The 12,157-nt window shown below is 62.9% G+C and carries 10 protein-coding genes; 2 read left to right on the forward strand and 8 right to left on the reverse strand.

Annotated features, from left to right (window positions below):
- Nucleotides 1-159: 159 nt before the first annotated feature.
- From treS to RR51_RS26330, 3 genes are all read right to left on the reverse strand, one after another.
- The gene (treS, locus tag RR51_RS26320; protein WP_039615214.1) at nt 160-2,226 is read right to left on the reverse strand and encodes a maltose alpha-D-glucosyltransferase; all 2,067 of its coding nucleotides are present in this window, start codon (nt 2,224-2,226) and stop codon (nt 160-162) included.
- Between the two features lie 141 nt (nt 2,227-2,367).
- A complete protein-coding gene (locus RR51_RS26325) occupies nt 2,368-3,210 on the reverse strand; it encodes a TIGR03915 family putative DNA repair protein (protein WP_013972895.1) in 843 nt (280 codons plus the stop codon).
- Complete coding sequence (locus RR51_RS26330) at nt 3,201-4,421, reverse strand: putative DNA modification/repair radical SAM protein (protein WP_039615215.1); 1,221 nt, start codon at nt 4,419-4,421, stop codon at nt 3,201-3,203. The genes RR51_RS26325 and RR51_RS26330 overlap by 10 nt, the downstream gene beginning before the upstream one ends.
- A gap of 144 nt (nt 4,422-4,565) precedes the next feature.
- Here RR51_RS26330 and mqo point away from each other — a divergent pair, with 144 nt between their 5' ends.
- Complete coding sequence (gene mqo, locus RR51_RS26335) at nt 4,566-6,143, forward strand: malate dehydrogenase (quinone) (protein WP_039615216.1); 1,578 nt, start codon at nt 4,566-4,568, stop codon at nt 6,141-6,143.
- Here mqo and RR51_RS26340 read toward each other — a convergent pair.
- Genes RR51_RS26340 through RR51_RS26350 form a run of 3 tightly spaced genes read right to left on the reverse strand, consistent with a single transcriptional unit; the run spans nt 6,133 to nt 8,552 of the window.
- Nucleotides 6,133-6,243 (reverse strand): NAD-dependent epimerase/dehydratase family protein, encoded by a 111-nt coding sequence (locus tag RR51_RS26340; protein WP_039615217.1) that lies wholly within the window; start codon nt 6,241-6,243, stop codon nt 6,133-6,135. The genes mqo and RR51_RS26340 overlap by 11 nt on opposite strands.
- Complete coding sequence (locus RR51_RS26345; RefSeq protein ID WP_039615218.1) at nt 6,231-7,568, reverse strand: UDP-glucose dehydrogenase family protein; 1,338 nt, start codon at nt 7,566-7,568, stop codon at nt 6,231-6,233. The genes RR51_RS26340 and RR51_RS26345 overlap by 13 nt, the downstream gene beginning before the upstream one ends.
- A gap of 48 nt (nt 7,569-7,616) precedes the next feature.
- Nucleotides 7,617-8,552 (reverse strand): LysR family transcriptional regulator, encoded by a 936-nt coding sequence (locus tag RR51_RS26350; RefSeq protein WP_039615232.1) that lies wholly within the window; start codon nt 8,550-8,552, stop codon nt 7,617-7,619.
- Between the two features lie 119 nt (nt 8,553-8,671).
- Here RR51_RS26350 and RR51_RS26355 point away from each other — a divergent pair, with 119 nt between their 5' ends.
- A complete protein-coding gene (locus RR51_RS26355) occupies nt 8,672-9,535 on the forward strand; it encodes a type 1 glutamine amidotransferase domain-containing protein (RefSeq protein ID WP_039615219.1) in 864 nt (287 codons plus the stop codon).
- Between the two features lie 62 nt (nt 9,536-9,597).
- Here the strand turns inward: RR51_RS26355 and RR51_RS26360 are convergent, their stop codons facing one another.
- Both RR51_RS26360 and nspC read right to left on the reverse strand, forming a co-directional pair.
- The gene (locus RR51_RS26360) at nt 9,598-10,842 is read right to left on the reverse strand and encodes a saccharopine dehydrogenase family protein (protein ID WP_003248123.1); all 1,245 of its coding nucleotides are present in this window, start codon (nt 10,840-10,842) and stop codon (nt 9,598-9,600) included.
- 31 nt (nt 10,843-10,873) lie between these two features.
- Entirely contained in the window at nt 10,874-11,971 is a 1,098-nt protein-coding gene (nspC, locus tag RR51_RS26365) for a carboxynorspermidine decarboxylase (RefSeq protein WP_013972889.1), read from the reverse strand.
- Nucleotides 11,972-12,157 lie beyond the last annotated feature (186 nt).

The following is a 12,157-nucleotide window of genomic DNA, read 5'->3' on the forward strand; positions in this document are numbered from 1 at the left end:
CATCTGGTGGGGGCCCTGTGGGAGCGGGCATGCCCGCGAAGCAGGCGACGCGGTGGATGGCACCGGCTGCGCCGGTGTTCGCGGGTGAACCCGCTCCTACAGGAATCGCGTGGCTGCCGTTCAGAGCTTCACCGGCGAAGGCAATGGGGCAAATACAATTCAGACATGGCCGCTGCTGTTGACGATCCGCAGGCACAGCGCCTCATACGGGTCCAGGTTCACCATCAGCCGCCCATCCTCGGTCAAATCCCCTTCGACCGTTTCATTGATCATGTCCACCACCGGCCCCGGCGTGAACCCGGTCAGTTGCAGCTCCTCGGCAATCACTTCCTGGCCGAAGTTCAGCGCACTGATCTGGATGCCACGCCCGGCCGGCAGCTCATGCACCATCACCAGCAAGCCGGGGCTGCGAACTTCGGGCACCAGCACCTGGCGGCTGGTGGCAATGCCATAAGCCTGGCGCACCGCCAGCAGCTTCTTCACCTTGCAGGCAAACGAATCGCCATTCTCCAGCTGGCTGTCCAGGCTGCCATACAGCGCCCGGGCTCGGGGCATGCCACGCACAGACGTCTGGGCCTGTGGCTCCAGCCCGGCCAGGTCGTAGCCGCCGCGGTGAATCCAGCGGGTATCGCCATCCAGCATCCGCTGGGCGACCGCTTCGGCGGGCAAGGGCAGGGCGCCTACCAGGTCCCAGCCGGACAGCGCCACCACACCCGGCTGCATGGCGTTGTACATGACCAGCAGCAGGTGCACCTTCTGGATCAGCTCGATTTCTGCCACCCCGATCTGCCCAAGGTCGCGGATACCCAGCGCGGCAGCGATCAGGCTGGCCGTGGTACAGGCTATGCCATTGGTGACGAAGCGCAGGTTGTATGGCGCATGCTCGCCCGACAGCCGTTCGTAGATCTCTTCGCGGATGTGCTCGCGCAGGATGCCGCCGGGCAAGGTCTGGCCTTTGTACAGGTACATGTCGTGGGCATGCAGGGTCCAGAAATGCACCAGCTCCACGGTCAGCTCGTCGTGGTTCTGCAAGGCATGGATCAGCGAGGCCGGGTCGATGCCGAAAGCATGCATCTCCTTGAGCATCAGGCGCAGGAACTCGGTGTCGCCAGTCAGCAGCGCATGCTGGTAGGCCGGCCGGGTAATGAAATCGTAGGACAGGTCGGCACCACCCCTGGACATCTGCGCGATGTCGTCGAGGGTCAGGTTCAGCTCCTGGAAGCTGAAACCGCCGGCCTTGCGGATCATGCCGCCGATCAGTTGGTTGCCGACGATCGACAGCGGGTGGCTTTCCGACCAGGCAGTGCCGCTGGCGCGGGTCTCCACACCGAGAAAACCGTTGGCATCCAGGCGCAGGCCACGTGCACCCAGGCAGTCCAGGGCGTGCAGGGCATCGCCAATGATCATCTGCTGGGCGGCGAAGGTCGGGTCCAGCCAGTTCAGCGATGGCTGGCCTTCCTTGAAGTAGTGCAGGTACACCCAGCGCCGTGTCTTGCCATCCACACCGGTCACCGGCGGCGTGGCGCTCCAGTCGGTTTCCTTCACACCTGGTTCGAAGAAGATAACCCGTTGCAGCTGGCCAACGATGTAATGGCGGGCCTTGAGCTCGTCGCACTGGGCCGGCAGCAGGTTGACCGCGTCGCGCCCGGCAGGCACTTCGGGCAGCAGCGGCCAGTCTTCCTCGCGGATTTCGACCATGTGGTACAGCCCCGGATAGGGACCGTAGGCCAGCTCGGCCAGGCGAAAGTCGGCGCCCTTGCCCGTGTGCGAGGGGATCAGGTCGTCGATGGTCACGGCGTTGTGCGCGGCGGCCATGCGGCTCATCTGGATCAGCTCCTGCTCGCTGCCGTACAGCGGGTCGATGTCGAAACTGATGCGGTCGAAGTTGCCGTCCACGCTGGGGGTGAGTTCACGGCCACGAATGCCGCCGGACAACTTGATCGGGCCGGTGTGCAGGCCCTGAATGCCGATCTCCGACAAACGCTTCCACAGCGCCTCGTGGCCCAAGGCGCCAAGCACCGAACAACCTTCGGGGGCGATGATGGCATCGGGGTAGACGGTCAGCCAGACCGAAGCGATTTCAGTGGCGCGGCGGGGCTGCGCTTCGGCGTAGGGCTGTTGCCACAGGCGCGACTGGCCCGAGTACAGGTGGGTGCGTTGCTGGGAGGCCTTGAGCATGGCGCGGTCTTCGAGCCATTTGACGTATGACGGGTCGGGTTGGGTCATTTCGCGTCCTCTTTGCGTGTCGGCAGCGGCTCAGGTTATGACGGCTGTGGCGGCTGATCGTTCGGCTTGAGATTGCTTTTGGCGGTTTCGCGGGCGCGCCCGCGAAGAAGCTCCCACTGGTCAAGGTTTGCGAATACGCAACTACCGTATGGGCTTGCTGATTTGTTTGCCAGCCTGAGAGGCGACCTCCAGTGCTTGGCCGTCCCGTTGCTTGCCTTGCCGAGCCAGGCCTTCGAGCTGCGGAATCAGCATGCCCTCCGGCAAATGACGCCAGAACCGCCCGGGCATGTGCAAGCGCAAGGCGTCGGGGTTGAGGCGGGCGGGGTTGAAGGTATGACGATAGTAGGTGCGCCATAATTCGGCACCAGGGTCTTCGGCGTTGCGGGCCCATTGGCGCCAGGGTTCGGGGCACTGTCGCTGGTAGTCGAATGCCTGGCCATCGAAGCGTATGCCGTCGTGGGCCGTGGCAATCATCCAGCGCAAACGCCCCAGGCGGTCGGCGAAATGCCCACTGGCACTTTCCAGAATGTCATGCGCCGGCTCGTGATAGGCCACCAGGTCGAGTTGCAGCTGTTCAGCCAATACTTCGGGTAGTGGCACGAAGCGTACGAACGCATGCAGGTGGTGTGCTTCGCGATTGACCTGCTTGATCCGTCTATGCAGCTCACTGCCCAATCGGTCACCCGGCAGCATTGCAGTGCGGTCGCCATGGGCCACCCGCCAAAGTACCTCGTAAAGCAGGTTCCAGCGGTGCTCGCCACGGTAGCGGGCCGCCTGTTCCAGCTGGCCGAGCAGCGCCGCAGGCACTTTGGCGCGAAAGGGACCGGAGCCTTCCGGCAGCGCTGTCGGTACGGCCAGCAAATCAGCCACCGGCCCTTGCGCCCAGGTGACCTCCGACGGGTCGATGCCATGCCCCAACAACACCCGGGCCTGGTCACGCCAGGTGGCGAACAGGCCGTCGCAATCGAGCGCGATCATCCCCACAAGCCCATCTGCACCGGCGCCTGCGGCTCACGCAAGCGCGCCCTCAGCAGGCCGCTGCGCAGTTCGGCCTGGGGCGGGCGGTAGTCGCTGGTGACAATGAATGGCCGCGCCTTGTCCAGCACGCAGCGCAACTGGATCAGGTCATCGTAGCGAATGCGCCGTTCGCGTCGCAGGGCTATCAGGCGCTGCACGCTGCGCAGGCCGATGCCGGGGATGCGCGCCAGTAGCGCCGGCTCGGCACGGTTCACATCCAGCGGGAACACGTCGCGGTTGGCCAGCGCCCAGGCCAGCTTGGGGTCGATGTCCAGTGCCAGATTGCCGCTCTGGCCCAGCAGCTCGCCGGCCTTGTAGCCATAGCCACGCAACAGGAAGTCAGCCTGGTACAGACGGTGCTCGCGCAGCAGCGGTGGTGCGGCCAGGGGGACGCTGCCGGGGCTGTCAGGGATGGGGCTGAAGGCGGAGTAGTACACACGCTTGAGGCCGTAGCCTTGGTACAGCGATTCGGCATTGCGCAGCAGTGTGCTGTCGTCGGTGCTGTCGGCCCCGACGATCACCTGGGTGCTTTGCCCGGCCGGGGTAAAGCGCGGCGCCTTGGGTTCGTGGGCCACAGCTTGCTGGCCCTGGTGGATCACGCCCATGGCCTGGCGAATCGTGTGCGCCTGTTTTTCCGGTGCCAGGCGTTTCAGGCTGGCGTCGGTCGGCAGCTCGATGTTGACGCTGAGCCGGTCTGCCAGGCGCCCGGCCTCCTCGATCAGCAGCGGGTCGGCATCGGGGATGGTCTTGAGGTGGATGTAGCCGCGGAAGTCGTGCTCTTCGCGCAACAGCCGCGCCACGCGGATGAGCTGCTCCATGGTGTAGTCCGCCGAACGGATGATGCCGGAGCTGAGGAACAGGCCGCTTATGCAGTTGCGCCGGTAGAAGTCCAGGGTCAGCCGGACCACTTCCTCGGGGCTGAAGCGTGCGCGTGGCACGTTGCTGGATCGGCGGTTGACGCAGTACTGGCAGTCGTAGAGGCAAAAGTTGGTCAGCAGCACCTTGAGCAGCGATACGCAGCGCCCATCAGGGGTGTAGCTGTGACAGATGCCCATGCCATTGGTAGCACCCAGCCCATCAGCCCCGCGCGAGTTGCGTTTGGGCGCGCCGCTGCTGGCGCAGGATGCGTCGTACTTGGCAGCATCGGCAAGGATGCCGAGTTTGGCGATGAGTTGCATGGGCCTGACCTGTAATACTGAATATTCATACAGTATTTTGAGGCGTGACGGATTGCAAGTGATTGTGCACCAGCCGCGCCCGACCAAATCCGTCATCTAAGCTTGTGGCTGACTTACGGATAGCAACGAGGCAAGGGGGCGGTTATGAGAATCACCATCAAGCCGGTACTGGCGCTGACCGGGCTGGCCTTGGCATTCGGCGTGCTCGATGCCCAGGCCGCGGAAACCAGAAGAGTCGATGTCATGCTGGTGGGCGGCGGCATCATGAGTTCAACCCTGGCCGTCTGGCTCAATGAGCTGGAGCCGGGTTGGTCGATGGAAATGGTCGAGCGCCTGGACAAGGTCGCCGAAGAAAGCTCCAACGGCTGGAACAACGCTGGCACCGGCCACTCGGCCCTGGCCGAACTGAACTACACCCCGGAGAAGGACGGCAAGGTCGATATCAGCAAGGCGGTGGAGATCAACGAGTCGTTCCAGGTCACCCGTCAGTTCCTCGCCTGGCAGGTCAAGCAGGGCGTGCTGAAGAACCCGCATTCCTTCATCAATACTACTCCGCACATGAGCTTCGTCTGGGGCGACGACAACATTCGCTTCCTGAAGAAGCGCTACGAGGCGCTGCAGGCCAGCCCGTTGTTCAAGCCCATGCAGTACTCCGAGGACCACGAGCAGATCCGCAAGTGGGTACCGTTGATGATGGAGGGCCGCGACCCCAACCAGAAACTGGCCGTGACCTGGACGCCGATCGGCACCGACGTCAACTTTGGCGAGATCACCCGGCAATACGTGGGCTATCTGCAGACCCGGCCGAACTTCGACCTCAAGCTGTCGACCGAAGTGCAGGCGATCACCCGCAACGACGACGGCTCCTGGCATGTCGAATACAAAAACCTCAAGGACGGCAGCAACGCGGCCACCGACGCCAGGTTCCTGTTCATCGGCGCAGGTGGTGCAGCGCTGCCACTGCTGCAGAAGTCGGGTATCGAGGAGGCCAAGGACTATGCCGGTTTCCCGGTCGGTGGTTCGTTCCTGGTCACCGACAACCCGGCCATCGCCCAGCGTCACATGGCCAAGGCCTACGGTATCGCCGCCACCGGCGCACCACCGATGTCGGTGCCGCACCTGGACACCCGTGTGCTCGATGGCAAGCGCATGATCCTGTTCGGGCCGTTCGCCACCTTCTCGACCAAGTTCCTCAAGCAGGGCTCGCTGCTTGACCTGTTCGCCAGCGCCAGTGTGCACAATGCCTGGCCGATGGTAAGGGTTGGGGTGCGCGAGTTCGACCTGGTGCAGTACCTGATCGGCCAGGTACTGCAATCTGACGATGACCGTTTCGAAGCGTTGCGCACCTACTTCCCCGAGGCGAAGAAGGAGGACTGGCGGCTGTGGCAGGCGGGCCAGCGGGTGCAGATCATCAAGAAGGACGAAGCATTGGGTGGTGTGCTCAAGCTCGGCACTGAAGTGGTGACGTCCAAGGATGGCAGCATTGCAGGATTGCTGGGTGCCTCGCCTGGCGCCTCGACCGCGCCGCCGATCATGCTCGATGTGCTGAGCAAGGTGTTCAAGGACAAGATGGCATCGCCGCAGTGGCAGGCGAAGATCAGGCAGATCATCCCGTCCTACGGCATCCGCCTTAACGACCACCCGGACCAGGTGCAGAAGGAGTGGGCATACACCAACGAGGTGTTGCAACTGAATCCTCCCGAGGGCGCCGTTACGCCGTAGCAAAGTACCATGCGGCGACCACCTCGATGCCTGCTTCGCGCAGGCGCCGTGCAATGTGGTCGCCGATGAAGCCGGCCACGCCGGTAATCAGTACGGGCATGCTGGCTGCACCTGGCCGCGGCCGATGCCGTAGTAAGTCAGGCCGGCGGCGGCCATATGCTCGGGTTCGAACAGGTTGCGCCCGTCGAACACCACCCGGTCGGCCAGTTGTTGCGGCACCTTGTCCAGGTTGAGCACGCGGTATTCCTGCCATTCGGTGACGATCACCAGGGCATCGGCGCCGCGCAGCGCGTCGTCCTTGCACGATACCAGTTGCAGGTCGGCGCGGGCGCCATAGTGCCGCTGTATTTCCTCCATGGCCTGCGGGTCATGGGCCTGCACCCGCGCGCCGGCGGCCCACAGCGCTTCCAGCAGGACTCGGCTGGAGGCCTCGCGAATGTCGTTGGTATTGGGCTTGAACGACAATCCCCACACGGCGAAGACCTTGCCTCGCAGGCCGCGTGGGTAGTGGCGTTGGATCTTGCCGAACAGCCGGTTCTTTTGCTGCTCGTTGACCGATTCCACCGCACGCAGCAACTGTGGTTCGAAGCCCTCGGCCTCGGCGCTGCGGCGCAGGGCTTGCAGGTCCTTGGGGAAGCATGAGCCGCCAAAGCCGCAGCCGGCATAGATGAAGTCGTAGCCGATGCGCGGGTCCGAGCCGATGCCGCGGCGCACCAGTTCGATGTCGGCGCCCAGATGCTCGGCCAGGTTGGCGATTTCGTTGATGAACGAGATCTTGGTCGCCAGCATGCAGTTGGCCGCGTACTTGGTCAGCTCGGCGCTGCGCGCGTCCATCACCATCAGTTTTTCGCGGTTGCGGCTGAACGGCAGGTACAGCTCGCGCAGCAGCTCTACTTCGGCGGGCTCCGCGCCACCGATGATGATGCGCTCCGGGCGCATGCAGTCATCCACCGCCGAGCCCTCCTTGAGGAACTCAGGGTTGCTGACGACGCGCAAGCGGCTGGTATCGGCCACGGCCTGGGCGATGCGCGCCTTGATGCGGTGCACCGTACCAACCGGCGCGGTGGATTTGTTGACGATCAGCTTGGGGCCATCGGCATGTTCGAGGATGCTGTCGACCACGGCGAACACGTGCTTCAGGTCGGCGCTGCCATCGGCCTGAGGCGGGGTGCCGACGGCAATGAACTGCACCTTTGCGTAGTTGGCCGCTTCGCTGGCGTCGGTGGTGAAGCGAAGGCGACCGCAGGCCAGGTTCTTCTCCAGCATCGGCGCAAGGCCGGGCTCGAAGATCGGGCAATGGCCTGCATTGAGGCTGGCGACCCGCTCGGCGTCGACATCCATGCACAACACCGAATGGCCCACCTGGGCCAGGCACACTGCCTGGGTGAGGCCGACATAGCCGGTACCGAAAACCGTGACCTTCATCTGACAGCTCCTTGGCGAGAAAGCTGAAAAAAAATGTCACATCGTTGTTTAGAAATTGTTACTCGCGCAGGCGGCTGCCTCTTGGGCGACGTTCCACATCTGTTGGCGAAACCAGCGGCGCAAGGGATCGGCGTGGGTGCGTTCGTGCCAGATCTGCATCACCTCGATCGCTGGCAATGTCAGCGGCAGCGGGTACATGAGCAGGTCGTCGTCACGTTCGACGGCGTCGGTGGCCAGCGAGCGCAGGCAGGTGAGCAGCAGATCGGTGCCGCGCAGCAGGCGCATGGGGGCCAGGAAACTCGACAGGCCAGCCACGACCCGCCGTTGCATGCCCTGGCTGCGCAAGGCGCGGTCGACCAGGCCATCGAGGTCGCCGGTGAGGGTGGTAAGCAGGTGATCGCTGGCAAGGAAGGTATCGAGGTCCAGGCCGTTTTCCAGGCCTGGATGGCTGCGCGAGGCCAGCACTACCAAGTGGTCACTGAGCAGGCGCTGTTGGTGGAAGGTTTCCGGCAGGTCGGTGTAGAACCCGGCAACGGCCAGGTCACAGGTGCCTTTCTCCAGTTCTTCGCGAGGCAGCAGACCGCGGGTGTTGCAGGTGACCAGCGTCAGGTTCGGTGCCTGGCTACGCAGGATCGGCAGCAGCCTGGGCAACAGGGTCTGCTCCACATAATCGGTGCTGTACAGGTGCAGTCGGGCAGGGCGGGCGAGGAAGTCCTGCCCTTCGCCGCGCTCATAAAAACCTTCCAGGCCCACTACCAGGCGTTCTACCTCAGGCGCCAGTTCGTGGGCGCGTGGCGTCGGGGTCAGGCCCCTGGGCGCGCGCACGAACAGCGGGTCGCCAAACTGATGGCGCAGCTTGTTGAGCTTGTGGCTTAGGGCCGGCTGGCTCAGCGCCATGCGCTGGGCGGCGAGGGTGGCGTTGCGTTCCTGGTACAGCACATGGAACAGGTACAGCAGGTTGAAGTCCTTGCTGGAGATATTCATTTTCTGGATCACAGGCATAAGAGCTTTCGAATTATCGAATCATAGCCTCGCCGTTAGCATGAACGCATCCCCGCCAACATGAGCGGACAGCTCTATTTGCCTGATCAGGAGATTGTTGCATGACCAAGATGTCCCGGCTTGCCCTGGCTGTTGCCAGCACCCTGCTTGCTACCGGCGCCCACGCTGCGCCCAAGGGAGAGGTGCTGGTGCTGCTGTCCAGCGAGCACCAGCTGCCCCTGCAGGACGGCAAGCGCTACGCCACCGGTTACTACCTGAACGAATTCGGCGTGCCTGCCGACCAGTTGCTCAAGGCTGGCTACAAGCTGGTGCTGGTTACCCCCAAGGGTAATGCCCCGAGTGTCGACCAGCGTTCGATCGACCCGAGCTACTTTGCCGGCGATGCGGTGGAGATGCGCCGGATCGAGAAGGTCGTGCAAGGCCTGCCGGGCATTGACGATACCCTGTCGGTGAAAGAAGTACTGGCAGGTGACCTGGGCCGCTATGCCGGGCTGTTCATCCCCGGCGGCCATGCGCCGTTGATCGACCTGGCCAACAACCCGGACGTGGGCGCCTTGCTGCGGCATTTCCATCAAGCCGGCAAGCCTACAGCCGCGATCTGCCACGGCCCCATCGCCTTGCTCTCGGCCCAGCAGGACCCGGCCAGCTACCAGTCGGCGCTGGCGCGTGGTGAAAAGCCGGCAGCCACCGACTGGTTGTACAAGGGTTACAAGATGACCATTTTCTCCGACCCGGAGGAGCAGGTATTCGAAGGTTCGCTCAAGGACCAGCGGCTGCTGTTCTACCCGGCCAACGCCATGGCAATGGCAGGGGGCGACATGGGCTACGCCAAGGCCTGGCAACCCAATGTGGTGGTGGACCGCGAACTCATCACCGGGCAAAACCCGTTCTCGGACAAGGCGCTGGTCAAGGTATTGCTGGAAAAGCTGGCTGAGCAGGCAAAGCCCTCTGGCCAGGGCATCTAGGCTTACACGTGGCCTGCAAAAGCAGAGGGGGCGCCTTGATGGCGCCCCCTCTGCTTTGCTGCTTAGGCTTCAGCGTCCCAAGGACGATCGCCTTTTTCATCCTTGACGCGGGTCGGCAGGCCCATGACGTCCAGTGCCTTGAGGAACGGCTCGGCTGGCAGCTCCTCGACGTTGACCATGCGCTTGGCATCCCACTCGCCACGGGCGACCAGCAGAGCGGCAGCCACTGGCGGTACACCGGCGGTGTAGGAAATACCCTGGCTGTCGGTCTCGGCGTAGGCTTCTTCGTGGTCGGCCACGTTGTAGATGAACACTTCGCGCGGCTGGCCATCCTTGGTGCCCTTGACCAGGTCACCGATGCAGGTCTTGCCGGTGTAGCCCGGGGCCAGAGAGGCTGGGTCCGGCAGCACGGCCTTGACCACTTTCAGCGGTACCACTTCCAGGCCTTCGGCGGTTTTCACCGGTTGCTCGGAGAGCAGGCCCAGGTTCTTCAGCACGGTGAACACGTTGATGTAGTGCTCGCCGAAGCTCATCCAGAAACGCACGTTCGGCACGTTGAGGTTCTTCGAAATCGAGTGAACCTCATCGTGGCCGGTCAGGTACAGGTTCTGCGAACCCACCACCGGCAGGTCGTCCGTACGCTTGACCTCGAACATGGTGTTGCTGGTCCACTGGCTGTTCTGCCAGCTCCACACTTGCCCGGTGAACTCACGGAAGTTGATTTCCGGGTCGAAGTTGGTGGCGAAGTATTTGCCATGCGAACCGGCATTGACGTCGAGGATGTCGATCGAGTCAATGCTGTCGAAATACTGTTGCTGCGCCAGCTTGGCGTAGCTGTTCACCACACCCGGGTCGAAACCGACGCCGAGAATGGCGGTAATGTTCTTTGCCTGGCACTCTTCGAGGTGTTTCCACTCGTAGTTGCCGTACCACGGCGGGGTCTCGCAGATCTTGCCCGGCTCTTCGTGGATGGCGGTGTCCAGGTAGGCGACACCGGTATCGATGCAGGCACGCAGCACCGACATGTTGAGGAAGGCGGAACCAACGTTGATCACGATCTGCGATTCGGTCTCGCGAATCAGCGCCTTGGTAGCCTCGACATCGAGAGCATTGAGCGAGAAGGCCTGGATGTCGGCGGGTACCTTGAGGCTACCCTTGGCCTTGACGCTGTCGATGATGGCCTGGCATTTGGAGATGTTCCGTGACGCGATAGCGATACGACCCAGTTCGTCGTTATGCTGCGCGCACTTGTGGGCCACCACCTTGGCGACACCTCCTGCACCAATGATAAGAACGTTCTTCTTCAATTTATCCCTTGCTCCTTACTGAAAGCCGGTCTTACGACAGGCTGGAAACGTAGTCTTCGAAACCGAACTCGCGCACCACTTCGACGCTGCCGTCGAGTTGCTTGACCACGATGGATGGCATTTTCAGACCGTTGAACCAGTTTTTCTTGACCATGGTGTAACCCGCCGCGTCGACGAACGACAGGCGATCACCGATGGCCAGCGGACGATCGAATTGGTATTCGCCGAAGATGTCACCGGCCAGGCACGACTTGCCGCAGACCATGTAGGTGTGTGCGCCGTCGTTGGGGGCCATCTTGGCGTTGAGGCGGTAGATCAGCAGGTCGAGCATGTGCGCTTCGATCGAGCTGTCGACCACGGCCAGGTGCTTGCCGTTGTACAGGGTGTCGAGCACGGTCACTTCCAGCGAGGCGCTGTTGGTGATGGCCGCTTCGCCCGGCTCCAGGTACACCTGCACGCCGTACTTTTCCGAGAAGGCTTTCAGGCGCGCGCAGAAGGCGTCCAGCGCGTAGTCTTCACCGGTGAAGTGGATGCCGCCACCGAGGCTGACCCACTCGACCTTGTGCAGCAGGTGGCCGAAGCGCTCTTCGATGTGCGTGAGCATCTTGTCGAACAGGCCGAAGTCGCCGTTCTCGCAGTTGTTGTGGAACATGAAGCCGGAGATCTGCTCGATCACCTGTTCGACCTTGGCCGGGTCCCATTCGCCCAGGCGGCTGAACGGGCGGGCAGGGTCTGCCAGCAGGTAGTCGGAGCTGCTGACCTGCGGGTTGACGCGCAGGCCACGGACCTTGCCTTCGGACTGTTCGGCGAAGCGCTGCAGCTGGCCGATCGAGTTGAAGATGATCTTGTCGCAGTTCTCGAGCATTTCCTCGACCTCGTCGTCGGCCCAGGCCACGCTGTAGGCGTGGGTTTCGCCGGCGAACTTCTGGCGGCCGAGCTTGAGCTCGTACAGCGACGAAGAGGTGGTGCCGTCCATGTACTGTTGCATCAGGTCGAAGACTGACCAGGTGGCAAAGCACTTGAGGGCGAGCAGTGCCTTGGCGCCGGAGTGTTCGCGCACGTAGGCGATCTTCTCCATGTTGCCCAGCAGCTTGGTTTTATCGATGAGGTAGTACGGCGTCTTGATCATTTAAAGGCCCCCGGCCAGGCCGGCCAAAAAAAGGACACGCATTGTGCCTTCACTTGCCGCAGACCGAAAGGGTGGGTTACGCATTTCGTCGTGGTCGACGCTGTTGCGACGGGAATTTTCCGGTTGCGGTGGGCTTAGTAGAACAGCGGCATGTGACTATCGTAATCAGCAACCGGGTGCCGCAAG

It is taken from the genome of Pseudomonas sp. C5pp, assembly GCF_000814065.1.
Taxonomy (GTDB): Bacteria; Pseudomonadota; Gammaproteobacteria; order Pseudomonadales; family Pseudomonadaceae; genus Aquipseudomonas; species Aquipseudomonas asiatica.

Excerpts from the sequence above, each read along its gene's own strand:
- treS (WP_039615214.1), bottom strand. The coding sequence starts at position 2,226 with ATGACCCAACCCGACCCGTCATACGTCAAATGGCTCGAAGACCGCGCC.
- RR51_RS26330 (WP_039615215.1), bottom strand. The coding sequence starts at position 4,421 with ATGCAACTCATCGCCAAACTCGGCATCCTTGCCGATGCTGCCAAGTAC.
- mqo (WP_039615216.1), top strand. The coding sequence starts at position 4,566 with ATGAGAATCACCATCAAGCCGGTACTGGCGCTGACCGGGCTGGCCTTG.
- RR51_RS26340 (WP_039615217.1), bottom strand. The coding sequence starts at position 6,243 with ATGCCCGTACTGATTACCGGCGTGGCCGGCTTCATCGGCGACCACATT.
- RR51_RS26345 (WP_039615218.1), bottom strand. The coding sequence starts at position 7,568 with ATGAAGGTCACGGTTTTCGGTACCGGCTATGTCGGCCTCACCCAGGCA.
- RR51_RS26350 (WP_039615232.1), bottom strand. The coding sequence starts at position 8,552 with ATGAATATCTCCAGCAAGGACTTCAACCTGCTGTACCTGTTCCATGTG.
- RR51_RS26355 (WP_039615219.1), top strand. The coding sequence starts at position 8,672 with ATGACCAAGATGTCCCGGCTTGCCCTGGCTGTTGCCAGCACCCTGCTT.
- nspC (WP_013972889.1), bottom strand. The coding sequence starts at position 11,971 with ATGATCAAGACGCCGTACTACCTCATCGATAAAACCAAGCTGCTGGGC.